This is a genomic window from Rhizobium sp. WW_1 (genome assembly GCF_003610155.1).
GTDB classification, from domain to species: Bacteria; Pseudomonadota; Alphaproteobacteria; order Rhizobiales; family Rhizobiaceae; genus Rhizobium; species Rhizobium tropici_A.
Genome location: NZ_RAIN01000035.1, coordinates 1 through 24,550 on the forward strand (window position 1 = coordinate 1; position 24,550 = coordinate 24,550).

Genomic DNA, 24,550 nt, shown 5'->3' on the forward strand with positions numbered 1-24,550 from the left:
TCTCATCTTCGCTTCCTTTGATAGAGCTACGATGAGCCGAAAATCCTCTCTTCTCAATTAAACCAATTCTGTCTCAAGGGCGCTGATGTCGGACACGCCGAGCCACGGATGCCGATCTGGATTGTCCTTGTCGGATCGAGCACGCCATCCAGCACGGCGTTGCGAAACGGTCCTCCATGATGAAACTTCGTCTGATCGAAGGCGCCGCTGGTGTCGCAGTGGGCGTCGATATGAATGAGGCCCACCGGTTCCTTCCGGCCGACTGCCTTCAAGATCGGATGGCTGATGGAGTGGTCGCCCCCGACCGAGAGTGGCGCGACGCCGGCATCGACGATCTGGCCTATCCGTCTTTCGATGTCGTCGTGACTAAGCTCCAGCCGGTAGCGGCTCTGGAATGGGACGTCACCAATGTCGGCGACCCGAAGATCGAAGACCGGCGCCGTTCCGAGAACGTGGTTGTAAGGGCCGATCCTTTCGATGGCGCGAAGGGCGCGTGGTCCGAAGCGGGAGCCCGGGCGATTGGTGACGCCAAGATCCATCGGGATTCCCGTGATGGCGACCTGGAGATTGCCAAAGTCCGGCTCGCCGGTTGCGACCTGCATGTAGGGCGCGCTGAGGAATGTCGGAATTCCGGCATATGGCGCCAGTCTCGTGCCATTCTTCGAGATGATTTTCTCCGCCACGTTGCGAAACTTCTCGTCGTATATTTCGCCGCCATTGGCGTCTGAAAATTCCGCGCGCAGCTGTTCGAGCCGCATCTTGTCCCACACCATGTGCATGCGTCTCCACTTGAGGTTCGCCTCAGCCAACAAAGAGGTTGAGAAAGCAATTGGTATCGTTGTAGCAATCGGTATCAAAGAGAAATCGATATGACCGCCGCAAAATCCAACTCGCTCGTTGCCCGCCTTTCCCCTCCACCCATCCCTTCCGTCGTTGCCTGGGGCCGCGAATACAAAGGGCAGAAGGGACCGCTCATCGATTTGTCGCAGGCCGTGCCCGGCTACCCAGCGCATCCGGAGATGCTGCGGCTTCTTGGCGAGATGGCCGCACAACAGGCGATGACCGGATATGGGCCGATCGAGGGCGAGCCTGTGTTGCGGAAGGCCTATGCGGCGCATGTTGCAGAACTTTATGGCGCTGACATATCTGCCGGCAATATCCATATCACGGCCGGCTGCAACCAAGCGTTCATGTGCGCGGCAATTGCGCTTGCAGGCGCGGGCGATACCGTAGCGCTCACCAATCCTTTCTATTTCAATCACGACACGACGCTCTCGATGCTGGGGACCGGGCGGCGACTGGTCGACTGCGATCCCGTCGCCGGCTTTCTTCCCGATCTCGGTTCAGCGGAAGCCGCGCTTACAGCCGGTGCGAAGATGCTTGCCGTCGTTACGCCCAACAATCCTACCGGAGCCGTCTATCCGCCTGATCTACTTCATGCACTTTTCACGCTGTGCCGAAAATACGGCGCTTGGCTGGTCGTTGACGAAACCTATCGCGATTTCCTCGCCGAAGATTACGGTCGGCCGCACGCCCTGCTGTCGGAGCCGGGCTGGGAGGATACGCTCGTTCTCCTCTACAGCTTTTCGAAATCCTTCTGCATCCCCGGCCATCGGCTGGGTGCCGTCACGGCAGGGCCTAAGCTCATTGCCGAGATCGCCAAGGTTATGGACAATATGCAGATCTGCGCCCCGCGTTCGGCTCAGATCGCGGTTGCATCGGCTCTGCCGGTGCTTGCCGATTGGCGAGCTGGCAACCGGCTGGAGATCACCCGCCGTGCCGATGCTTTGAGAGCGGCTTTTTCCGGATTGGCAGGCTGGGAGATCGCAGCGATCGGCGCCTATTTCGCCTTCGTTTGCCATCCCCTAGCGGATCGATCGTCGTCCGAGGTTGCCAAAGACCTTGCCAGGGAGCGTGGTGTCGTCTGCATACCAGGCGCCTATTTCGGGGAGGGGCAGGAGCGCTACCTCAGACTTGCCTTTGCCAATGCCGATGTCGCCTCGATCGAGCTATTGCCGGATCGGCTCCGCTAGGCAGCGCTCGTCAACAGCCGCCGGAAGGTCATGATAGCCGCCTCGCCAGTAGAGAAGCGGCCCGATGTCCCGCCGGATTTCCATCGCACAGATGTGCCCGATCAGAATGGCATGGGAGTGATGATGGAATGTGGCTTCGAGCTTGCAGTCGAGGACCGTCAGGGCATTTTCAAGGGCAGCCGCGCCTGTCTTGAGGCGATACCATCGCGCACCATCGTAGCGATAAGCGCCCTTGCGACCGCCAATACCGGCGAAGGATTGCGCCACATGCAGCTGGTCGGCCGCGAGTACATTGACGCAGAAGCAGCCATACTGCTGCAGCGCCGGCCAGGAGGAAGAGGCCCTGTTGACACTGACGATGATGGAAGGCCGCTCTGCTGAAAATGAGGAAACCGACGTTGCCGTGAAGCCGGTACGGTCCTCGCCGTCACCGACCGTTATGACGCTGACCGCACCGGCCAGATGACGCATCGATAACCTGAATTCCGTGTCGCTGATCAGAGCATCGTCACCCATCGGAGCAGCCCTCACGCCTTGGCAAAGCGGTTTGCCGGCGTTGAAATGCCGAGATTTTCGCGCAGGGTCCTGCCTTCATAGTCCTCGCGGAACAGGCCACGGCGGCGAAGCTCCGGCAGGACGAGCTGCACAAAATCGTCGAGGCTGGACGGCAAGGTCGGAAACATCAGGATAAAGCCGTCGGCGGCACGCGTCTCGAACCACTCTTCCATGTAGTCGGCGATCTGGGCGGGGGTGCCTGTTATGCCATTCCCGGTGTGTTTCTCGGCATAGTGCCGGATCAGTTCGCCGACTGTGTGGCCGCTCTTGACGAAATCGACCAGTTCGTCGAACAGGGCGCGCGATCCCTTTGGCGCCGCCGGGAGCCGGTCCATCGGGAAGGGCTCGTCAAGGGCCACGCCGCGTAGATCCGCCTCCAGGAACTCGGAGAGCATCAACCGTCCGACATCCGGGTGCATCTTGTCGATCAGATAGTCGACTTTTGCCCTTGCCTCGGCCTCGGTTTCACCGACATTGACAACGATGCCCGGCATGATTTTCAGATCATCCCGATCGCGGCCATAGGCCGCCATTCGGCTTTTGACGTTGTCGTAGAAGGACCGGTTCCGCTCGATGTTCGATGCGAGGCTGAAGACGATCTCGGCCGTGCGTGCCGCCATGTCCATACCTGGTTCGGAACCGCCTGCCTGGGCGATGACAGGACGGCCCTGCGGCGTGCGCGCGATGTTGAGCGGGCCGCGAACCTGAAAGTGCTTGCCCTTGTGGTTGAGCGTGTGGTGCTTGTCCTTGTCATAGTAGATGCCGGATTCACGGTCGAGAAGGAGCGCGCCTTCCTCGAAGCTGTCCCAAAGGCCGAACACGACGTCGACAAACTCGTTGCCGCGCTCATAGCGCAGCGCGTGCGGATCGAGCCCCTCGCGATTGAAATTGTAGCCGGTTTCGTCATGGTCCGACGTGACGACATTCCAGCAGACACGGCCATTGCTCAAATGGTCGATCGAGGAAAACAGACGGGCGACATTGTATGGCTCATAATAGCTCGTCGAGACCGTTGCCACGAGACCGAGATCGTTGGTCGTGACGGCCAGTGCAGAGAGCAACGACAGCGGCTCGAAGCGGTTCATCTTTGTGGGAATGCGGGCAAGCGCACTCGGATCGCCGACGGCAGCTGCCGGAGAATCGGCCATGAACATGAAATCGAATTTCGCCGCCTCTGATCGTTTGGCCACATCGAGCAGATGCGCGAAGTCGTTGGCGCCGTTGACATCGCTTGCCGGATGTAGCCAGGAGGCCGGATGAAAGCCGAACGTATAGACGAAAGTTCCGAGTTTCATCTTGTCGATCCGCGCCATCGAACTCCCCTTTATGTCGGTCACGCCGTCCCTTTGAAGGCGAATGCGTAAATTATCGCCAGGCGCAAGATTTCATCAATATCGTGCAACTGAGTTCCGTTTTAGTTTTTCTAAACAGTTGATCTGGGTGCCGACAGCAGGGCCTGCTGGCGGGAAATGATGAGCAGCCAATCGCGGAATTGGCGTCCATGCGGCTTTTCCAAAGCGGCCCTGTCCCAGGCGAGAAAGTAGCTGTCGCGCAAGGGGATGCGTATGTCGACGGGAATGACTAGCGTCTGCGCCTCGAGCTCATCCGCGATCATCGACATCTGTGCGAGAACGACGCCGCGTTTGTTGACGGCTGCGTCAATGGCGCTGCTGGACAGCGTGAAGGAGAGGCCGGCGGCGGTCTCCGCGAGCGTGGTCTCCGCTGTCGCGGCGAATTCATGCCAGCTCGGATAGGGCGTGAAATGCCGCTCCCATTCGACATGCAGCAGCGGATATTCGAGAAGCTGCGCGGCGGAGGGCGTCTTGCCCTTGATCAATGCTGGCGAGCAGGCCGGAACCACCCAATCGCGAAACAGCTCCGCATAATGCTCATGCTGCAGCACGTCCGATCCGTAGCTGATGCGGAAGTCGATGTCATCGAAGCCCATGCGCGGTTCCTTGTCACGGCCGACGATCCTGACATGCGCGTCTGGATGAAGAGCCTGCCAGTCGAAGATCCGGCGACCGATCCATTTGTTGACGACGGAAGACAGGGCACTGAGAACCAGGGCATTCTCGTTGCGTGCCCGTTCCAGGATCTGTTCCGCAGCTGCGAATTGCTCGAATCCTTTCGATATTTCGTGATGATAGAGCCGTCCCCATTGGGTGAGTTCCACCGTGCGGCCATTGCGCTCGAGCAAGGTGACGCCGAGAAAGCTTTCGATCTTGCGAATCTGCTGACTGATCGCTCCGGGCGAAACCTTCAGCTCCAACGCCGCGGCGCTGACGCTGCCACAACGGCCGACGGCTTCAAAGGCCTGCAAGCCCTTGAGTGGAACTGCCCTGCTGATCCGTTTGTCGCTCAAGAGGCACTACCTTGCGGTGGTTGATCGATGGCACCTCGTTCATTGGGATGAAAGTCGCCGGCGAACTGGAAACGGTCGCCTGGATGAACGAACTCGACATAGGTGACCGTGCGCCTGCTCTGCCATGTCTGGCGGATGAGCGTCAGGCAGGCTTCGCCACGCTCGGTTTCGAGCAGGCGCGCCGTGGTGGCGTCGGCCGAGACGGCGCGAATGACATGCCGCGCCTTCGACCAGGGCACCATGTCCAGCAACCATTTGCCGGGCGGAACCGAGGCAAAACTCTCAAGCCTTGCTGATGGTACCATGTCAAGCATGATGATACGCCGCTCCAGCGCATTTGCCTTGCCGTCGACGGCATGCAGGCAGTGAAGACGCAGGATTTCCGCTCCCGCGACCTCGCCAAGCCGTGTTGCGGTGGTAGAGTCCAGTATCTCGATTGTTCGCAGCAGGATTTGGTGACTATGTTCGTGTCCTGCCAGCTCCGCTTCGGTAGAAATGTCCTGAATATCCATCACCGTTCGGTCGATCTGCCGCGCGGCGACGAAGGAACCGAGCTTGCGGCGGCGGACGATCATGCCTCGCTCGACCAGGGTCGACAGCGCCTTGTTCACGGTCATCCGGGAGCATTGGTATTCTTTCAGCAACTCGTGCTCGACGGGTATGCGGTGACCGGGCGGCCAGATGCCGCTCATGATCCTGGTTTCGATGTCCTTGAGAATTCTCTGATGAATTGGGATCAACGCGCACTTTGCTCCAGGAGTGAATTCAGTGTCCGTGACAGCCGCTTCTGTCGACTCTCTCAACATCATGCGGCACAAATCTTGCGTCCGTTAAGTTTTATATTTGACAGTGTAGGCCAGTCTGTATCTATTTGTATAGACAAAAGTGGGTCTTAGAAATCCACTCGGCGGGACAAAGCATGGGGAACCTGGACCTTCCAAAGGAAGGGCAAAAAACTGGAGAGAAAAACATGAGGAAGAATTCGCTTCTGAGGGGGCTGGTTGGCGCAGCACTTTTGTTTGGTGCGACGATTTCGGCCCATGCGGCCGATACGCTTGCCGCCGTCAAGGCCGCCGGCACCCTGAAGGTCGGCACCGAGACAGCTTTTGCTCCGTTCGACTTCATCGACGCAGGCAAACATGTCGGCTTGAACGTCGATCTCTTCGATGAGATCGGCAAGGAGCTCGGCGTGAAGATCGAATGGGTCACCTTGCCATGGGACGGCGTTTTCCCGGCGCTCGAAGCCGGCAAGTTCGACGTCGTTGCCGGGCCGGCGACCATCACCAAGAAGCGCATGGAGCGCTATCGCTTCACGCCGCCCTTGGCCGAAGCAACCATCGCGATCCTGAAGAAGGCCGGTGACAAGACGATCAACAAGCCGGAAGACATCGCCGGCAAGAAGATCGGCGTCGGCAAGGCGACCGCCCAGCTCGATCAGCTCAAGGAGTTTTCCGACACCCTCCCGACCAAGGCCGATATCCGCGAATATCCGGCCTTTACGGAATCTTATGCGGATCTCGCGGCCGGCCGCATCGCCGGCGTCGCCAACTCGCTGCCGAATATTGCCTTTGTCGCCAAGCAGCGTGAAGGCACGTTCGAAGTCGTGCTGCCGCCCTTCGGCAAGAAGTCCTATTTCGGCTTTATCGGCTTGAAGGATGCCGATCACGCGCCATTGATGGACGCCATCGATGCCGCCATGTTGAAGATCAAGGCTGACGGCCGCATGGCGACGCTGCAGAAGAAGTGGTTCGGCGCAAGCTTCGACACGCCTGACGCCGTCAAGGACCCGGCATTCTGATCAGCTCTCGGAAATCGGCCGTGCCCGCAATTGTGTCGGGCATGGCCGGTAAACGAGATCGCGGCTTCCTGGTCACCAAGCGGGCGAAAACTCAACAATGTCCATCGAGCTCTTCGGGTTGCTTCTGCAGGCATCCATCTACACGGTGACGATCAGCCTCGTGTCGATCCTTATCGGTTTCGCGATTGCGATCCTTATTTCGGGAATGCTGCTGACGAAGCGTAGCCTTTTCGTGCGGCCTGCCCAGATTTTCATCAGTTTTTTCCGTGGCGTGCCGCTGCTGGTGCAATTGCTGCTGATCTACAATCTCCTTCCAGCCGTCGGCATCAATGTGCCGAGCATCGTTGCCGCGATCATCGGCCTCTCGCTCTGCACGGCCGCATATCAGGCGGAGAACTTGCGCGGCGGCTTTGCCAGTGTGCCTCTCGGCTTGGTGGAGTCGGCAGAGATGGTCGGGCTGACGCCACGCCAGATCTTTCGCCGCATCAAGGTGCCAATCGCCCTGCGCCTGACATTTCCGGCTCTCGTCAACGAGGCGATCCTCATTCTGAAGGCGTCGTCGCTGGTCTCCGTCGTCGGTATCGTCGAACTGACCCGCATGGCGCAGGATCTTGCCGGCAGTACCTTTCTGCCGCTGCAGCTCTTCGCAGCCGCCGGCCTCATCTATCTCGTCATCAACTGGTTGGTTGCGCTTGCCGGCGGTCTGATCGAAAACAGATTGCCCGGGGTGCCGCGATGACCTTCGACATCAATGTGCTCATCGGGCAATGGCCTGCCATCCTCAGCGGCGCCGGCGTGACGATCATGATCTGGATCCTCGGCACCATCGCTGCGGCCGTCATAGGCTTCCTGATGGCGATTGCCCGGCAATATGGCGGCATGGTGGTCGACAAGATACTGGGTGCCATCGTTGCCGTGCTGCGCGGGACACCGTTCCTTATCCAGATCTTCCTCGTCTACTACGGTGGCCCCTTCGTCGGCCTCGAGCTCGATCCCTTGCCCGCCGGCTTGATCGGTATTTCGATCTATGGCGCAGCCTATTTCAGCGAGATCTTCCGTTCCGGCTTTCAGGCCGTGCCCAAGGGCCATATCGAGGCCGGGGAATGCGTCGGCCTGACGCAGGCGCAGATCATCAGGCGCATTCTGTTACCGGAAATGACGATGCTGGTGCTACCGCCGTCCGTGAACATGGTGGTCATCCTGATGAAGGAGACGGCGGTGCTTTCCATCATCACCGTGCCGGAATTGACGGCAACGCTCAGTGCAATCGGATCGCAGCAATATGCCTTTGTCGAAGCGCTTTCGGCCCTGGCGCTCTTTTACTGGGTGCTTGTCGAAGTCACCGGCTGGCTTGGCAACCTTGCCGAAACGAAACTTTCCAGATTCAGGTTTTTCAACGCATGAGCGTCTCCGCTATAGCAGTCAGGAATCTCGTCAAGACGTTCGGAGAGACCACGGTTCTTCATGGCATCGATCTTGCCATCGAGCCGGGGCAGGTCTCCTGTCTCATCGGTCCATCCGGCTCCGGCAAGAGTACGCTTTTGCGATGCATGGCCTTTCTCGAGGAGGCAACACGCGGAACGATCTCCATCAATGGAGAGGTGCTTGGCTTTGCCGAGGATTCGCAGGGGCGCCGCGAACGCATATCGGCGGCTACCAATCGCGCGATCCGCGCCCAGATCGGCATGGTGTTCCAGCAATTCAATCTTTGGCCGCATATGACCGCGCTCGGCAATGTGAGCGAGGCTTTGAAGATGGTTCACAAGATGAGCCGAAAGCAGGCAGAAGATGCGGCTATGGTGCAACTCGTCAAGGTCGGGCTCGAAGCAAGGGCAGGGCACTATCCCTCGCAACTTTCGGGCGGACAGCAGCAACGCGTGGCGATCGCCCGCGCCTTGGCATTGAAGCCGAAGATCATGTTGTTTGACGAGCCGACTTCGTCGCTCGATCCGGAATTGACCGGCGAAGTCTTGAATGTCATGCGCGACCTGGCGGCCGAGGGCATGACCATGGTTGTCGTTTCGCACGAAATAGGTTTTGCCGCGACCGTCGGACAGCAGATTATCTTTCTTGATCACGGCAAGGTTTTGTTCACTGGAGCGCCGCAAGAGGTTTTCAAGAAGCCGAGAAATCCTCGCCTGGAACAGTTCCTCGATACCTATCTCGATCGTGGTGCCTCGATGCTGCTCTAACAATGTCCTTCTTGGCAACGTTTGTGGGTTTGTCTTCGCGGTATCATTTCGCCGTTTCCCGTGCCCTTGCGATATAGATTTCTCGTAACCCCCTACTGTCGCTTTGCTCTTAAAGGCGAGATGAGAGCTTCAACAAAATTAACAGCCTTTCTTTGTCCCTAAATCTGATATTTAGACTCTAAATTCGAGATTTTGCCCCTAAAATTGAGACAGGGCTCACAGGGGCTGGCGGTTGGCTGCTATGGATAGGGAACCGGATCGGTTGCCAGATTGAGAACCGACGTCGCGCCTCAATATCAAATACCATCGAACGAAGCTAATCGTCGTCTCGCATTTAAGGGCGAAAAGCGGCGCCTGTTGATGCACAACGCGAAAAATCTCGGAATTAGAGGCAAAGCGACATGCGCTGAAAACTCTTGCCAACCTGACCGTTCCACATATGCGTCACAGCCAACATTCCGCGCCGATCGACACCTTAGCATTTGGATGGGGCTCATTGTTGGGCATCCTATCCTGGCCATTGTGCTCGAAAATAAGCTATTTCGGTGCATCGCGATGCGAGATGAGATTTGTAGCCCGTGCGTCGGCTTCAACCGCCTGCCAGCCGCGTGCGACAGCACCGGCGCAGGCATCCTCGATGCGATCGAGCATCGAGTGGAGGCTTTCACGCTCCCGTTCCGACAGGCTTTCCATGATGCGGGCTTCCATTGCCTGGCCGATGGCGATGATCTCGTCCAACACTTTATAGCCCGCTGGCGTCGGTTCCACCGCGGAGAAGCGTCGATCTCCCGCGCCGGCATTGCGTTGAGCAAAGCCAAGCGAGACCAGCTGCGCGATGCCGCGACTGACAGCGAATTGATCGAGCGCGCCAGCATGGCAAATTTCCTTGCTCGAAAGACCAGGGCGGCCGCCGGCGATAGCCAGAATTCGCCACGAGGCTTGGGAAAGTCCATAGCGCGGCCCATAGTATGACGCGAGCAGCTCCGCGGTGCTGCTCGCCACGAGGAACATGCGGTAGGGTATCCAGCGGTCAAGCCGAAACGAAGGCTTGACAGCCCTCCCATCCTCGCGCTCCTCCATCGCTTTGCTTTCGCGTTGATTGTCTTTTAATTGCATTTTGCAGATATATTCCAACATCGTTCCGAAAACAAGCGACCGACGGTCACAGCGGTAATCAAGCGAGCAGAAGCCGATCTTCGGCGACCTCACCGCCACTGACCGCTCCGAATAGGGCGACCAGGTCGGGCACATCGTAGCCAGCCCGCTCGTCGCCTGCGACATCGAGCACGATGCGCCCTCCATTCATCATGATGATGCGCTGACCGTAGTCGAGGGCATGGCGCATGCTGTGCGTGACCATCAGTGTCGTTAGGCGCTGACGTTCGCTGATCTCCGCCGAGAGTGCTAGGATTCGTGACGCTGCCTTGGGATCCAGCGCCGCCGTGTGCTCGTCGAGCAGAAGCAGCTTCATCGGCAGCAATGTCGCCATCAACAGGCTCACCGCCTGTCGTTGGCCGCCGGAAAGCGTGCCGATCCGCGCCGCAAGCTTCGTTTCGAGCCCGAGACCAAGATCGGCGAGCTGGTCTTTGAACCGCGCGCGCCCTATCCGGCCGCCGAGCGCAAGGGACAGCCCGCGTCGTCCGGCGCGCGCGGACGCGAGCGCAAGGTTCTCCTCAACGGTAAGGGCCTCGCAGGTGCCGATCCGTGGGTCCTGGAATACGCGACCGATGAATCGCGCCCGCGCCCGAGTGGGCAACCGCGTGACGTCGACACCATCGATGACGATCCGGCCACGATCAGGCGCGACCGCGCCGGCAACGGCCGAAAGAAGCGTCGACTTTCCGGCGCCATTGCTGCCGATCACGGTTACGAACTGACCCTCGGGAATGGCCAGCGATACGCCACGCAGGGCGGCTACTTCGAGAGCCGTCCCAGGATTGAACGTGACCGAGATCGAATCGAGGTTCAACATCATGAGGCAGCTCCTTCTGCTTTCGACGGCTCACGCAGGGGCGTGCGCCTGATGGAGGGCAGCTTCTTCATCCGCGCTTTCGAAACCATCACGGCGACGGCGACCACGACCGCGGTCACCAGGTTGAGATCCTGCGCCTGGATCCCGATCATGCCGCCATCTAGCGCCAGCGCGATGACGAGCCGATAGATCAATGCACCGAGGATACAGCCGAGCGTGGCTCGCGCGACAGATCCTGCGCCGACAACTGTCTCGCCGATGATGACGGCGGCAAGACCGGTCACAATCGTGCCGATACCCATCGAGACATCGGCAACGCCTTGGCTTTCAGCGTAGAGCGCGCCGGCAAGGCCGACGAGACCATTGGCGAATGCCATGCCCAGCATGACCATGCGGCCGTTGTCGACGCCCTGCGCCTCCGCCATTCTCGGGTTGGCGCCGGTTGCGCGCAAGGCCAGTCCGATCTGAGTGGCGAGGAACCAATCGACGGAAATCTTTGCGGCTAATACAATGCAGAGAAGCAGCACCGTGTTGGCCCAGACCCCGAGCGTCGCAATCCCGTCGATCCAGGAAAATATGGTGTCGGTGCCATAAAGCGATATATTCGGTTTGCCCATGACGCGCAGGTTGATCGAAAACAGCGCAACCATGGTCAGGATTCCTGCAAGCAGGTTCATGATCTTCAACCGGACCGACAAGAATGCCGTTATGAAGCCGGCCACGGCGCCTGCGGCAAATCCCAGAAGCGTTGCGACGATGGGCGGCATGCCGGCCATGATCGCGGAAGCCGCGACCGAGGCACCGAGCGGGAAGCTGCCGTCGACGGTCAGATCCGGAAAGTCGAGCACCCGAAACGAGAGAAAGACGCCAAGGGCGACAAGGCCAAACAACAGGCCCGCCTCGCAGGCCCCGGAAAGGGCGATGAGGCTCATTGTGCGATCACCTTTGCGGCCGCTTGCGTCACAGTCGCGGACAAGCTTACCCCCATCTTCTTCGCCGATGCGCTGTTCAGGTAGAGATCCTCGCTGTCGAGCGTGCCGACGGGGATGTCGGCGGGCTTTGCACCATTGAGGACCTTCGCGGCAATCTCACCCGTCAGCCGGCCCAGCTTGTAGTAATTAAACCCGAGCGCGGCCATCGCCCCGCGTTCGACGGAATTGGTGTCGCTGGCATAGACAGGGATCTTCGCATCGACGCCGACCTTGACCACGCTTTCGACGGCCGAAACCACGGTACTGTCGGTCGGGAGCAGGATGACGTCGGCTTTGCCGACGAGGCTGCGCGCGGCATCCGGTACAGCCGCCGATTGCGCGGCGGTCGCCTCGACGATACTCATACCGAGCTTTGCCGCCTCGGCCTTCATGTCCGCCACCTGTGCGACGGAGTTGGCCTCGCCGGCATTATAGAGGACCCCGATTTTCGTTGCTGTTGGTGTAAGCTTGCGGATCAACTCAAAGGTCAGATTCAGGGGTTGCTTGTCGCTGGTGCCTGTGAGCGTGCCGTCCGGCTGCGAAAAGCTTTTGACCAATTTGGCCGCGACAGGATCCGTCACCGCGGAAAACACGATCGGGATCGCCCCCTTCGCCGCCGCCTGACAGGCCTGAGCCGACGGCGTCGAGATGGCCACGATCAAGTCAGGTGCTTTGCCGGCAAAAGTTTTGGCGATCTGCGTTTGCGTCGGCATGCTGCCTTGTGCGCTTGCAACGTCGAGCGTGATGGTCTTGCCGTCGACAAAGCCGGCGTCGGCCAGCGCATCGATGATTCCCTTGCGGGCGGCATCGATGGCGGGATGTTCAACGATATAGGTCAGCGCCACCGTCTTATCTGCCGCCGTGGCAACAGTGGTGGCCACAGGCAGCAGAAATGCCGACAGGGCCATGGCATGCAATAAAGCGGTTCTGCGGTTCATCGGACAATCTCCTCGAAAGGGCTTTGTGGACGGTGGATCAGGCGGCAAAGGGTGACTGTGACCGCGGCGATGTGGGCTCGCGGACCGGAACTTGCTCAGGTCGCATCAGAACCGGGGGAAACCGAAGCTTGGAAGGTCGGAGATCGGCAATGGTGGGCGCACCCATCATTGCCTGAGCGACGTCAAGTTCAGCGGCGATGATGCCGAGAGCCCGGAAAACCGCTTCCTCGCCGCCACTCGCCAACGCATAGAGTGTCGCGCGTCCGACCTGCACGGCCGTTGCGCCGAGCGCCAGCGCCTTGGCAACATCGGTGCCGCTACGAAAGCCGCTGTCGACCAGGATCGCGAGCTTGCCTCCGACGGTGCTCACGAATTCCGGGAGGATGTCGATACTCGCAACGGCCCCATCGAGTTGTCGGCCGCCGTGATTGCTGACCACGATACCGTCAAGCCCAAGTTCTGCTGATCGGATCCCCTGCCTTGGATTGAGCAACCCCTTTAGGATCAACGGCCCCTTCCAGCGATCGCGAATGAAGGCGATGTCGTCCCAGGAGACGGTCGGGTCAAGCTGTTGCTCCATCACCTCCGCGATCGTTCCCGCGGATTTGAGGTCGAATTCGGCTGCCATGACCTCTAAACGCGGAGCGCCGGCACGAGCCATTCGCAATGCCCAGGCGGGATGAGCGAGGAGGCTCAAGAGCTTTCCCGGCGTCCAGCGGAACGGCAGTGAAAAGCCATTGCGGGCATCGCGCAATCGTCGGCCGGGAACGGCGTTGTCGACGGTGATCTCAATAGCTTCGAAGCCCAATGCTTCGGCGTGCTTCAGCAGTCTGAGGCTCACTTCGCGGTCACGGAACAGGTAGAGCTGAAACCACTTTCTGCCTTCGCTGGCGGCTGCCACCGCTTCCATGGTCGCGCTGGCTGCCGAACTCATGACAAACGGAATACCCGCTCGCCCGGCAGCCCGAGCCAGCGCATGGTCGCCTGCTGGCCAGGCCGCGCCTGCCAGCCCGGTGGGTCCGATGATGACTGGCATTGCGAGCGGTTTGCCGAAGAGCGTGATGGCGGCCGAGCGATGACCGACATCGACCGGTGCTGAGCCGACGAGACGGATGCGATCCAGAGCCGCACGGTTTTCGAACAGCGTCAGCTCCGAGCCGGCGCCGCCGTCGAAGAAATCAAAGACCATTTTCGGCAACGCGCGCCGCGCGGCAGTTCTGAAATCGGCGATCGAGGCCGGGCCATGCTGCTTGGACATGAATGTTGCATTACCTCCCTGGTTTATGGATCTCGCTCAATTGAAAGGCGGCGCCTCGGCGAGATTGAAAATCTTGCCTGGATTCATGATGTTATGAGGATCGATCGCGCGTTTGATCGCGGCCATTACCCGGATAGCCGGACCGTGTTCGGCGACAAGCGCTGCCATTTTTCCGTGGCCGATCCCGTGCTCACCGGTCGACGTCCCTTGCAGAGCGATAGCTCGGGCTGAAAGGCGTTTGGTCAGTACCTCGACGCGTTGACGCTCATCGGAATCGGCGGGATCGAAAAGCACGCAAAGATGGAAATTGCCGTCACCTACATGACCGCAGATCGGCGCGAGAAGGCCAAGATCTCGCACGTCGGCCTTGGCGGCAAGTATGGCCTCGACAAGCCGCGATACCGGCACGCAGCTATCTGTTGGGAGGGCACTTGCGCCCGGGCGGAGCGCAAGGTTGGCCCACCAGATGTCATGGCGTGCCTGCCAAAGCTTGGCTCGAGCCTCCGCCGACACGGCGGTGTCAAACCGGCTGGCTCCGACGGCATGCGCCTCTTCCTCCATGAAAGGCAAGGCAGCCTCGACCGCCCCGCGGCTGCCGTGCAGTTCGATAAAAAGTGTTGGCTCGATCGGCAAAGAGAGTTTTGAATAGCTATTGACGGCCTCGACCTGTAGTTCATCGAGCAGTTCGATGCGTGCCAGGGTATCGGTGAGCCTGGTCGCGACAAGCACGAAACCGACCGCCTGTTCCAGCGTGGAGAAGCTTGCCGAAATCGCAACGACGTGGTCTGGAATTGGATGCAGCTTGACGGTCACGTCGGTCACGATGCCGAGCGTGCCCTCGGATCCCACCCAGAGCCGTGTCAGGTCGTATCCCGCGGCCGACTTGCGAGCGTGGCTTGCGGTCCGAATGCGATCACCGTTGGGCAGAACGACGCCTAGTGAAATGACATTGTCTTTCATCGTGCCGTAACGCATGGCATTCGTGCCGGAGGCGCGCGTTGAGGCCATGCCGCCGAGCGATGCGTCCGCGCCGGGATCGACTGGGAAGAACAGACCGGTGTCGCGCAATTCCGCATTGAGGCGCTTGCGGGTCACGCCTGCCTCGACGGTTGCTGTCATGTCGTCCGGCTGAACCATCAGAATTCGATCCAACCGTGAGAGATCGACGCATATTCCGCCCATGAGGGCTGCGACATGCCCCTCGCATGAGGTGCCGGTTCCAAACGGGATCACCGGCACGTCAAAGGCGTGGCAGGTTGCTACGATTCGCGATACCTCATCGGCTGTTTCAGGAAAGATGACTGCGTCCGGCGGGTAGGAGGGATGCCAGCTGACGTCGCGGCCATGCTGATCTCGCACGGCCGCCGCCGTTGTCAGTCGATCGCCAAAATGCAACTTCAATTTCGCGATTGCCGCATCGGCGAGATCGTTTTGGTGTCCGCTATGGTTGATCATGGCTGTCATCATGGGCTTTCGCTTTCCTGTTGACGATAAGACCATCGAAAGGCGGCCGGAGGCTTGGTTCCCCAAGGATGGAGATCTTCCTCGCTGCGATTGCGTAGATGGCGGCTAGCCATTGGAAATGTGCCGAGAACAACGACCTCGCGCGCATGACGAGCGAGAATATCGAGCGCATCGGCTACCTCTGGGACGGCGGGATCACCCTCGAACTCGCAAAGGAAGCGGGATGGCACGAACTGACCCCCGACAAGATAGCTTTCGATCTTGGTCATGTTGATGCCATTGTCGGCAAATCCGGCGATGGCGTGATAGAGGCACCCCGGTCGGTTCTGGGTACGGAAGACGATTGTCGTCAGAAGCTGTGTTTTGTGCTCGATCGCCTGAGGTTCGGCGGACAGCACATAGAACCGCGTCGTATTATGTGGATCGTCTTCGACATTGCGCTTGAGAATATTCAGTCCGTAGAGGTTGGCGGCGAGATCTGAAGCAATCGCCGCCTCGCTCGGGTCCGCGCGGGACGCCACCAGCTCGGCGGCGTGCGATGTCGTCGGAGCGGCAATGGCCTCGAGATCGAGCGCCGCAATAAGCCGGCTGACTTGACCGAGTGCCACGGGATGCGAACGAACGCGCCGGATACTGGCGAGCGTCGTGCCCGCCGGCGCCATGAGGCAATGCTCCACGCGTTGGAAATGCTCACCGACGATATGCAAGCCGCTGTCGGGCACGATCTTGTGCACATCCGGCACGCGCCCAACCAGACTGTTTTCGCACGGCAGGAGGATCCGGTCGACGTCACCGCGGACCGTGCTTGCAATCGCGGTCTCCAAGCTCGGCATGGCGATGCGATCCGCGGATGGGAACGCCATCCTGCAGGCAACATCCGCAAATGCACCAGGCCGACCGTTATAGCCAACTTTATGGACAATGGTGTCCGGGCTGATTTTCTTGGCGTCCGGAACCAATGGACCGGTATCTGGATCGAAAGAGGCCGCGGGGCGAGGGGCGGTGGATCCACAGTTTGCGGCGGTAAATGTCATAGGCGATCTCCGAAAATTCGCGCACGTCAGCTCGTGCCGCGGTCGGATTTGCCCCGTCCCGCGTCAAGCGCCTGTCATCGGCCATCTGTGATTAATTTGCGGGTGGCAGCCTCGTCGTTTCCATCACGGTCATTGGCCAAAGCAGGGCAACGCCGTTGCCGTCGGAAATGACGTCTAGGTGGCGTTCCGCTGCCACAAGGCAGTCGTTGTCGTCGAAAATCTCGGTTGCGGAGAACAACAATCGCAGAAAATGCCCGAGATCGGCTTTGGTGTCGAAGCGCCAGCGGGTGGTGACATCGGTGAATTGGGGTTTATCCCATCCGGTCAGAGCACACAGGCTCGTTGCAAACTCCCGCGAGAGGAAGGACACCTCGTGGCCGGTACAGCAGCTGAGCGCGATAAAATCGTCGAAATATGCGGCAAGTCGCGTTCCGGCGAAGATGTCGGCAATCACCAGCTTGCCGCCGGGTCGCACATGGGTTGCGATCGCCTTCCAGGCGGCCGTCTTGTCCGAAATATGGTGCACGGCGCCGCGTGACCAAGCCATGTCAAAATCGCGAATCGGCAGGTCGAGCATGTGCGCTGCCTGACCGAAGACCCTAATCCGGCCGCCACTTTCGACTTCGAGATCCTCAAGCTGTTCAGTGGACGGATCGGTGGCGACCAACAAGCCGGTAGGGCCGATATCTTCTGCGATCGCCCGGCTGAAATGACCATTGCCGGCGCCAATCTCCAAGACGCGCCGACCGTCGACCGGCCGCAGGAAGCTGCGCATGGCGGCAATATCGTCAAGCCAGGCATCGGGAAAGAGATGGAGTGCATCGCGGTATGTTGCCGAGCGGCGACCTGAGAAAAGGACATCGGATTCGATCGGTGTCGAGGACATATACATGGGACATATGCCTTCCAGAGTTGTTGCGGTTTGGACATCTCCCTAGATTCTAGTTTTACGGGCAATCGCAATGCGATTTACCTCTTATGATTAAAACTACAACATAGATTTGATAGGAAATCAATTGCTATTTGCAAGTAATTTAAACGCGCTTAAACTTTGTGCAATCGATCTTATCAGAGGCAATTTCAGCGGAGCTAAGGGGATATTTTTCACTGGACCGGCGCTTTCCCGACTAGCGGGTGGGCTGTTAAATGACAGTCAAGCTATGGTCGCGGCTCACAGGCGCCTGCGCTAACGTATTGGGTTGCGATTGCAGAAAGCGCGATTGATTGCTCCGTTTCAGGCGTTGAGCACCAGGATATTGCCAAGAAGGATCGTCGCACCACCGAAGGCGAGACGGGTATCGACATGCAGCCCCTCGAACATAACGGAGATCGTTATGGCAACAATCGGAACAACCGTTAGTGCATAGGCGGCTCGCGCAGGGCCAACCTTCTCAATGAGGGTAAAGTACATGAGAAACGTGGCACAGGATGCGACAATAGCCAGGTAGGCAAGCTGTGCCAAATAGCCAACAGTTACAGGTATTGTGAGAGATGTGCCTGCGATCACAGCCCAGGCGAACCCGAAGCCGCATCCACACAATGCACCCCAACCCATAAGCACCGGAATCGGCACGCCGCGCCGTTGGTTAAGCGCGGCAATCGCCGTTCCCGCACCTGTCGCCATCGCCGCGATACCGGCCCAGATAAAGCCCGTCACAGTTTGTGGATTGAGATGCAGCGCGAAGATCTGTGGGGCTGCAACCATACCAAGGCCCAAGAGACCACAAACTATGCCAATTGTCGTGCGGCGGCTGATCCGCAGATTCAGCAGCAAACGGCTGGCAATGGCCGCAAACAGCGAAGAACTCGACAATACCAGCGCTGCGATCCCACTCGGGATACCTTTCGTCGCCTTGTAGAAGGCGATAAAAGCAAGCCCGAAAAACAATATGCCCTGCATCATCACCCAAAGGCGGTCGCCACGGGCAATCGTGATCGGTTTGCCAGTGGCGATCGAAAACCCGAGCATGCCTAACCCGACAAGAAGCATGCGGATTGCCACAGACAACTCAGGAGCGGAGGTACTCGCTTGGAGAGATGTCACAATGGCGCCTGAACCCCAGAAAAGTACGGTCGCGAGAAAGAGGGTTGTGGTCATCTCACATCCTTTTTGACCCAAGTGGCGATCTGGGTAATGGCTTGGCCTCACCGTGGTAAGCTTATAATTTCCATCATTTGCTTGCAAAATGCAATTAATATTAAATAATATCGGTCGCGCCGTTAGAGCTGCAGCCTCTGTCTGACCAATTGACGACGATTTAAGGCATTCAGAGATGGTCATCGAACGCCCCAGCCGGTCCCCATGGCAATTGCTGTTGTAGCCTTTGCGGCTCATTATCGCCATCCTCGTCATCATCAGCGAAATCGCCCGACCGGTCTATCGATCGCTCGTTAATTGGTTCGCTTCGCTTTCAATTGTAAAGCACTTCAGCGAATTTGTCGGAGCATTGCCACGAGGCGTTATACTCGTTCTTTTCGCCGTGCCGCTCGCGATTGCTGAGCTCTCGAGGATTTACGCACTGATCGTCATTGCCAAGGGCCACGTGATCTCCGGACTCGTCATAATCTCATTGGCATATCTGATGAGCTTTCTTTTGGTTGAGCGCCTTTTCCACGCGGGCCGCGATAAGCTGCTAACCTATGCTTGGCTCCGATGGATTATGGACCGCGTCCAGATCGTTCGAAGCTGGGTCGCAGAGGTCAAGGAAAGCATCGTCATGGCGATGCGTGGTTGGCTGGGATAACGGCTCATGAACTCGACGGTAAGCGGTCCCGCCGTGGGGACAAATGGAATCCTTTGGCCGGGCGGACGCAGTGACAACGATCGCATCGGCGGCATCATGCACCGATTGAACGTTTAAACGGGCCGGGATCAGATCGGAAAGTCGAAACTGAGCTCGCATGGCGCTGCTTCTCCTTCGGAAGCCAGGCCGACGGAATCTAAAGCATCATCGAGGATGCGTCAGAGCCGAATGTCGCTCTACTGGGTTATCGACGTCCAAAGATTAGACGCCGATAAGTAGTACGCCGCGCCAGGCCCGTTGACCCGCGGGACGCAAAGGCTTTCGCCTGTTATCAGGCGATACGGACGCACAGCCAAACTGCAGTCGTATCACCTTCGACTCGGTGAATGCTGAAGAGTTTGCTCACACGTGTATAACCTGACCTTGGCGGAAACTCTCAACCAGCTTGGCGTTCCGATCTCATTTGTCCTTGAGCACGAGTGCACTGGTGAGATCGCCGAGCGGCTTCTGTTTATGGGCTGCAATCGCGGTATCGCGGACGGTGATGCCGTGGAGGGTCGGCAGTTCGAAGCGGCGCGTGATGAAGCGCAGGATCGAGGTCGTATCCATCGGGGTGTGATCGACATAGCCATGCCGCGCATAGGGCGAGATGATAATGGCGGGAATACGCGAACCGGGACCCCAACGATCGCCCTTGGGCGGTGCAACATGATCCCAAAGGCCGCCATTTTCGTCATAGGTGACGACGACCAGCATGTGCGGCCATTGCGGGCTCTTCTCGAGATGCCCTATCAGATCCGCGAGGTGGGCATCGCCAGCCTCGATGCTGGCATAGCCGGAATGTTCATTAAGGTTGCCCTGCGGCTTATAGAACGAGACTTGCGGTAGCGCACCGGTATCGATTGCTTTGATGAACTCGGCGCCAGCCAAGCCGCCGTCTTTGAGATGCTCGGTCCTGGCCGCAGTGCCGGGCGCGAAATTGGCATAGTAGTTGAAGGGCTGATGATGATACTGAAAGTTCGGCGCTGGCTCCTTGTTGCCATGGTCGAGCACATCCTGCCAGGCTCCGCCGTACCAAGCCCAGCTCACATGCTTGAGACTCAGCATATCGCCGATAGTGGGCTCAGTCTGTGGCGGCAATGTCGTTGGCTTGCTCGGGTCCGCCAACGCCTTATCCCCATCCGGCGCCGGACCGTTTCCACTCGGCTGATAAGGTGGCTGCATCGTATTGACCGCGTAAAAATCCGGCGTGAGATTGCCGTCACCGGCAAATTTCGGAATACCGTCGATGGCTGACTTGGGTGAATTTGCTGCAGCCTTGAGCGTTACTCCATCTGGTTCGACCACGGCAATAGAAGGCTTAGCGGCACTGGTGTCGGCGTTGGCATAGTAGGGCGCGCACGCGCAAATCAGCCATTGGTGATTGAAGAAGGAGCCGCCGAAGGCGCCCATAAAGAAATTGTCGGCGAGCACGTATTTCTGGGCGACCTTCCACATCGGCGTCTTCGAGCCATCCCACAAGCCCATCGGCATCGCGCCTGAATCGGCATAGGCAACGAATTTGTCGTTGCGCCCGCCGTCGATCTGCATCTGGTTTTGATAGAACCGGTGCCAGAGATCGTGGGTAATCGTATCCAGGCCGAGGTTGAACCCCTTGGGATCGTCTACCCGGAACGGTCGATTGGGAAGGTGCTCGGTCTGTGCCTGGGTTACTGGCGGCGTTACGCCTTTCGCAGTGAGGCCATCCCAGATCGGCGGCAGCTCGCGCAACGGCGTGCCATCGCGGTCGCGTTGTAGGCGCGCGCTCGCCGCCGCTTTTGATAGACCGTTGGCGCCGGGGAAGCTGCCGTAGAGATTGTCGAAGCTGCGGTTTTCCGCATAGATCACCACCACGGTATCGATCAGTTTCAGATCGCCGGTGGTCTTCCCTTTGGATTCCATCTTAGCGGCGGAGTCGCCGGCCATGGCGGCGCCAAAGGTGGCCACGGAAAGGCTTAACGCACAGATGGCGGTGGCGGTGATCGACTTCATTTGGATTGTCCTCCCCAGGAATTCAGTGGATGCGCCTCCACCTCAATAAGGCAACATATTCCGGTGGGTAACCAAGGCAAGTGCTAATTGAAACGATTCTAAAACCCGGCTAACCATTGATGTGAGTTGAGACGTGGATTGCAACAGGGAGCAGCGACCATGGCGATGCGGTTGAAGTCGCGTGGAGGAGAATGGCTCGAGGTCGGCGCAGTCGCCGCAATGCTGCTGTTGATAACGTCGGCCGCTACGGGACAGGCTTTGTCGCGTGCTGAAGTTCAGCGCCAGACACAGGCCTTGGCCACACTTGGCAAAGCTCTCTTCTTCGATCCATCGCTTTCGGCATCAGGCAAGATGGCCTGTTCTTCTTGCCACGATCCGGGGCATGCGTTTGGGCCGGCAAATGATCGGTCGGTCCAACTCGGTGGTGGTGATCTGCATCAACCAGGCTTCCGGGCAGTGCCCTCGCTCAAATATCTGCAGGTCGTCCCGCCCTTCACGGAGCACTTTTTCGAATCCGAGGATGAGGCAGACGAAAGCATAGACAACGGACCGACCGGCGGGCTTACCTGGGATGGTCGGGTCGATCGTGGGCGCGAGCAAGCCAAGATCCCGTTGTTTTCTGATTTCGAGATGGGTAACAAAAGCGAAGCTGAAGTGGGCCGTCATGTGCTCAGAGCGGGCTACGGCAAGGCGCTCGCCCATATTGCCGGGCCGAAAGCCGACAGTGACCCGGCGATCGTCTATCGTACGGCGCTGAAGGCGCTGGAGGTCTTTGAGCAGGATTATCAGACCTTCTATCCATATTCGAGCAAGTATGACGCCGTGCTGGCCGGCAAGGCTGAACTTAGTCCACAGGAGGCAAGGGGCCTCGAACTGTTCAATGCACCCGAGAAAGGTAATTGTGCATCCTGCCACGTCAGCCAGCGTGGGAATGACGGCACGCCGCCACAGTTCACTGACTACGGCTTGATCGCCGTCGGCGTACCTCGCAATCGTGACATCCCCTCCAACAAGGATCCAGCATTTTACGATCTTGGCTTGTGCGGTCCACTGCGGAAGGATTTCATCGGCCGCGACGACTATTGCGGGCTATTTCGCACGCCGACATTGCGAAACGTCGCTCTGCGCAAGGTTTTCTTCCACAATGGCGGCATCCATTCTCTGCGGGACGCCGTACGCTTCTATGTCGAGCGGGAAACCCATCCAGAGCGCTGGTATCCGCGAAGGCCCGATGGTAGCGTGGACAAATATGATGACCTGCCGGAGGCGGCGAAGGCGAACATAAACATGGATCCGCCCTTCGATCGCAAGGCAGGGGCAGAGCCTGCGCTCAACTCCACCGAGATCGATGACGTCGTCGCATTCCTCCAAACGCTCACCGATGGCTACGAACCATCTGAATGAGGCGCTGAGCTATCGCCATTCGTCCGATGCTTCGACTTGGCCGCTAGATCGAGCAGGTCAGCAACGATTTCGGCTCCCTTGCCGTAAACCGTCACACGGCCGCCATCGACTATTTCCAGCTCGGCGCCATTCGAGAAGCTGAGAGACCAGCCATCATCCATCTTGGTGCGGCGCCGGTCCGTTAATTCGATACCGGCAGCGCTGACGACCGCAATCGCTTTATCGACGTCCATGAGCATCATCCCACTCGGGAACCTTTCCATTCTTTGTAGTCGGGGGTAGCGCAATTTACAAGTGCGCTACAACTGTGTCGCCGGCTGGTCTCTTATAAACAGCGGCAACGCGTTGAACGTTGGGTTGGCAGGCAACGCTCTGTTCTTACTGAAGCAATGCTGATGGGCAGTGCAGGCGGTATCGTGCTTCAGGCAGATGCCGAGCTTCAGCGCTGCCCTTTGCTGCAATGGTTCGATGGCGCGAGACCTTCGCAGCGTTGATTCCGGCGGACGAGGCGTGTCGCTTGACCCAAGCGTTCAATTCATGACAGTTTTGTGACAACAAAATTGCTGAAATATCCCAGCAAAACATCGGGCATTTTTGCAAATGGCTTTTCTCGACCTGATCAACATTAGCAAGTCATTTGGAGTTCAATCCGTCGTCGAGGAATTCACCGTCCAAATCGAGAAGGGAGAATTCATCTCCTTCCTCGGACCGTCGGGTTGCGGCAAGACGACCGTGCTGCGCATGATCGCCGGTTTCGAAACCCCGACCGCCGGCAATCTGTCGATCAACGGCAAGGATCAGCGGCCGCTGAAGCCGAACCAGCGCAATATCGGCATGGTCTTCCAGGCCTACGCACTGTTTCCGAACATGACGGTGCACGACAACGTCGCCTTCGGCCTCAAGGTTGCCGGCATGGCAAAGCCCGACATCGACAAGCGCGTGAAGGAGATGCTTGCTCTCATCAAGCTCGATCATCTTGCCGCCCGCTATCCGTATCAGATGTCCGGCGGCCAGCAGCAGCGCGTCGCGCTCGCCCGCGCCATCGCCGTCAAGCCTCAGGTCCTGCTGCTTGACGAGCCACTCTCGGCTCTCGACGCCAAGATCCGCATCTCGCTGCGCGAGGAAATCCGCGCGATCCAGCAGCAGCTCGGCATCACCACCGTGTTCGTGACGCATGATCAGGAAGAGGCGCTGTCGATCTCCGACCGCATCGTCGTGATGAATGCCGGCCGCGCCGATCAGATCGGCACGCCTTTCGAAATCTACAACACGCCGGCAACCCGCTTCGTCGCCTCTTTCGTCGGCACGCTGAACCTGATCGAAGGCAAAGTCGTCGATCCCGACAGCAACCGGATCATGATCGGCGATCAGGGGGTGACCTTGAAGCAATCGGTCACGGCCTACAAGCCTGGAGACACCGTGTCGCTGGCCTTGCGCCCGGAAGCCGGTTCGCTAGCAGAGCCCGCCGTAGGCGACACCGCGCTGACGGGTGAGGTTTCCTCTGTGCATTTTCTGGGCTCGGTCATTCGCACCCGCATGAATGTCGCCGGCAACACGATTTCCTTCGACATGTTCAACAGCCCACGGCGCTCGCCGCCGGTGGTCGGTCAGCGGGTGATTGTCCGCTTCAAGGCGTCCGATTTGCTGGTCTTGCCGTAACCTACAGCCACGAACTCAGTGCTTTTGATCTTCCCTGGCCAGACGGCGGAGATATGTCTTTTTAGTCATGCGCCGTCACTGCAGCCTGTGGCATCGGGCTCGGTGCTCGACTTTGCAAGAGTTCGCCGCGCT

General features: G+C 58.9%; 23 protein-coding genes and 1 pseudogene. 8 read left to right on the forward strand and 16 right to left on the reverse strand.

Annotation, left to right across the window (positions count from 1 at the left end):
• Positions 1 to 95 precede the first annotated feature (95 nt).
• A pseudogene (locus BJ928_RS37125) lies at positions 96 to 773 on the reverse strand (arginase family protein); the annotation flags it as partial.
• 96 nt (positions 774 to 869) lie between these two features.
• Between BJ928_RS37125 and BJ928_RS37130 the strand changes: the two are divergent.
• On the forward strand, positions 870 to 2,033 hold the full coding sequence (locus BJ928_RS37130) for an aminotransferase (protein WP_047636921.1): 1,164 nt from the start codon (positions 870 to 872) through the stop codon (positions 2,031 to 2,033).
• On the opposite strand, the gene BJ928_RS37135 is transcribed toward BJ928_RS37130, so the two are convergent.
• The 4 genes from BJ928_RS37135 to BJ928_RS37150 all read right to left on the reverse strand — a co-directional run bounded on the left by BJ928_RS37135 (position 2,010) and on the right by BJ928_RS37150 (position 5,693).
• On the reverse strand, positions 2,010 to 2,549 hold the full coding sequence (locus tag BJ928_RS37135) for a flavin reductase family protein (protein ID WP_047636922.1): 540 nt from the start codon (positions 2,547 to 2,549) through the stop codon (positions 2,010 to 2,012). The genes BJ928_RS37130 and BJ928_RS37135 overlap by 24 nt on opposite strands.
• A gap of 11 nt (positions 2,550 to 2,560) precedes the next feature.
• Positions 2,561 to 3,901 carry an LLM class flavin-dependent oxidoreductase gene (locus BJ928_RS37140; RefSeq protein WP_047636924.1) on the reverse strand — a complete coding sequence of 447 codons (1,341 nt, stop codon included), beginning with the start codon at positions 3,899 to 3,901 and terminating at the stop codon, positions 2,561 to 2,563.
• Positions 3,902 to 4,011: 110 nt separating this feature from the next.
• The gene (locus BJ928_RS37145; protein WP_047636925.1) at positions 4,012 to 4,953 is read right to left on the reverse strand and encodes a LysR family transcriptional regulator; all 942 of its coding nucleotides are present in this window, start codon (positions 4,951 to 4,953) and stop codon (positions 4,012 to 4,014) included.
• On the reverse strand, positions 4,950 to 5,693 hold the full coding sequence (locus tag BJ928_RS37150) for a UTRA domain-containing protein (protein ID WP_047636926.1): 744 nt from the start codon (positions 5,691 to 5,693) through the stop codon (positions 4,950 to 4,952). Before BJ928_RS37150 ends, BJ928_RS37145 begins: the two co-directional genes overlap by 4 nt.
• Positions 5,694 to 5,923: 230 nt before the next feature.
• On the opposite strand from BJ928_RS37150, the gene BJ928_RS37155 reads away from it, so the two are divergent.
• From BJ928_RS37155 to BJ928_RS37170, 4 genes are all read left to right on the forward strand, one after another.
• Positions 5,924 to 6,751, forward strand: coding sequence for a transporter substrate-binding domain-containing protein (locus tag BJ928_RS37155; RefSeq protein ID WP_047636928.1), 828 nt, complete (start codon positions 5,924 to 5,926; stop codon positions 6,749 to 6,751).
• A gap of 97 nt (positions 6,752 to 6,848) precedes the next feature.
• The gene (locus BJ928_RS37160; protein ID WP_047636930.1) at positions 6,849 to 7,490 is read left to right on the forward strand and encodes an amino acid ABC transporter permease; all 642 of its coding nucleotides are present in this window, start codon (positions 6,849 to 6,851) and stop codon (positions 7,488 to 7,490) included.
• Positions 7,487 to 8,155, forward strand: a complete 669-nt coding sequence (locus BJ928_RS37165) for an amino acid ABC transporter permease (RefSeq protein ID WP_047636932.1) — start codon at positions 7,487 to 7,489, stop codon at positions 8,153 to 8,155. The genes BJ928_RS37160 and BJ928_RS37165 overlap by 4 nt, the downstream gene beginning before the upstream one ends.
• Entirely contained in the window at positions 8,152 to 8,943 is a 792-nt protein-coding gene (locus BJ928_RS37170) for an amino acid ABC transporter ATP-binding protein (protein ID WP_047636933.1), read from the forward strand. The genes BJ928_RS37165 and BJ928_RS37170 overlap by 4 nt, the downstream gene beginning before the upstream one ends.
• A 537-nt stretch (positions 8,944 to 9,480) precedes the next feature.
• Here the strand turns inward: BJ928_RS37170 and BJ928_RS37175 are convergent.
• From BJ928_RS37175 to BJ928_RS37215, 9 genes are all read right to left on the reverse strand, one after another.
• A complete protein-coding gene (locus tag BJ928_RS37175) occupies positions 9,481 to 10,059 on the reverse strand; it encodes a MarR family transcriptional regulator (RefSeq protein WP_082012062.1) in 579 nt (192 codons plus the stop codon).
• A gap of 58 nt (positions 10,060 to 10,117) precedes the next feature.
• The gene (locus BJ928_RS37180; protein ID WP_047636944.1) at positions 10,118 to 10,915 is read right to left on the reverse strand and encodes an ATP-binding cassette domain-containing protein; all 798 of its coding nucleotides are present in this window, start codon (positions 10,913 to 10,915) and stop codon (positions 10,118 to 10,120) included.
• Entirely contained in the window at positions 10,915 to 11,847 is a 933-nt protein-coding gene (locus tag BJ928_RS37185; RefSeq protein ID WP_047636934.1) for an ABC transporter permease, read from the reverse strand. The genes BJ928_RS37180 and BJ928_RS37185 overlap by 1 nt, the downstream gene beginning before the upstream one ends.
• Positions 11,844 to 12,794 (reverse strand): ABC transporter substrate-binding protein, encoded by a 951-nt coding sequence (locus tag BJ928_RS37190; RefSeq protein WP_183079517.1) that lies wholly within the window; start codon positions 12,792 to 12,794, stop codon positions 11,844 to 11,846. The genes BJ928_RS37185 and BJ928_RS37190 overlap by 4 nt, the downstream gene beginning before the upstream one ends.
• A 67-nt stretch (positions 12,795 to 12,861) precedes the next feature.
• A complete protein-coding gene (locus tag BJ928_RS37195) occupies positions 12,862 to 14,082 on the reverse strand; it encodes an alpha-hydroxy acid oxidase (RefSeq protein WP_047636936.1) in 1,221 nt (406 codons plus the stop codon).
• 36 nt (positions 14,083 to 14,118) lie between these two features.
• Positions 14,119 to 15,549, reverse strand: a complete 1,431-nt coding sequence (locus BJ928_RS37200) for an FAD-linked oxidase C-terminal domain-containing protein (protein WP_245432796.1) — start codon at positions 15,547 to 15,549, stop codon at positions 14,119 to 14,121.
• Positions 15,546 to 16,580 (reverse strand): prephenate dehydratase domain-containing protein, encoded by a 1,035-nt coding sequence (locus BJ928_RS37205; protein WP_082012061.1) that lies wholly within the window; start codon positions 16,578 to 16,580, stop codon positions 15,546 to 15,548. The genes BJ928_RS37200 and BJ928_RS37205 overlap by 4 nt, the downstream gene beginning before the upstream one ends.
• A 91-nt stretch (positions 16,581 to 16,671) precedes the next feature.
• Positions 16,672 to 17,472: a class I SAM-dependent methyltransferase gene (locus BJ928_RS37210; RefSeq protein WP_047636937.1), complete on the reverse strand. Its 801-nt coding sequence runs from the start codon at positions 17,470 to 17,472 to the stop codon at positions 16,672 to 16,674.
• Between the two features lie 342 nt (positions 17,473 to 17,814).
• Positions 17,815 to 18,915 (reverse strand): DMT family transporter, encoded by a 1,101-nt coding sequence (locus tag BJ928_RS37215; protein ID WP_245432797.1) that lies wholly within the window; start codon positions 18,913 to 18,915, stop codon positions 17,815 to 17,817.
• On the opposite strand from BJ928_RS37215, the gene BJ928_RS37220 reads away from it, so the two are divergent.
• Positions 18,905 to 19,324: a hypothetical protein gene (locus BJ928_RS37220; RefSeq protein ID WP_245432799.1), complete on the forward strand. Its 420-nt coding sequence runs from the start codon at positions 18,905 to 18,907 to the stop codon at positions 19,322 to 19,324. The genes BJ928_RS37215 and BJ928_RS37220 overlap by 11 nt on opposite strands.
• Positions 19,325 to 19,783: 459 nt before the next feature.
• On the opposite strand, the gene BJ928_RS37225 is transcribed toward BJ928_RS37220, so the two are convergent.
• Positions 19,784 to 21,265, reverse strand: a complete 1,482-nt coding sequence (locus BJ928_RS37225) for an acid phosphatase (protein ID WP_245432800.1) — start codon at positions 21,263 to 21,265, stop codon at positions 19,784 to 19,786.
• Between the two features lie 249 nt (positions 21,266 to 21,514).
• Between BJ928_RS37225 and BJ928_RS37230 the strand changes: the two genes are divergently transcribed.
• On the forward strand, positions 21,515 to 22,759 hold the full coding sequence (locus tag BJ928_RS37230; RefSeq protein WP_052228065.1) for a cytochrome c peroxidase: 1,245 nt from the start codon (positions 21,515 to 21,517) through the stop codon (positions 22,757 to 22,759).
• On the opposite strand, the gene BJ928_RS37235 is transcribed toward BJ928_RS37230, so the two are convergent.
• Positions 22,741 to 22,992 carry a hypothetical protein gene (locus BJ928_RS37235; RefSeq protein ID WP_052228067.1) on the reverse strand — a complete coding sequence of 84 codons (252 nt, stop codon included), beginning with the start codon at positions 22,990 to 22,992 and terminating at the stop codon, positions 22,741 to 22,743. The genes BJ928_RS37230 and BJ928_RS37235 overlap by 19 nt on opposite strands.
• Before the next feature lie 367 nt (positions 22,993 to 23,359).
• Between BJ928_RS37235 and BJ928_RS37240 the strand changes: the two genes are divergently transcribed.
• Positions 23,360 to 24,418, forward strand: coding sequence for an ABC transporter ATP-binding protein (locus BJ928_RS37240; protein ID WP_120296853.1), 1,059 nt, complete (start codon positions 23,360 to 23,362; stop codon positions 24,416 to 24,418).
• The last annotated feature ends 132 nt before the right edge of the window (positions 24,419 to 24,550 follow it).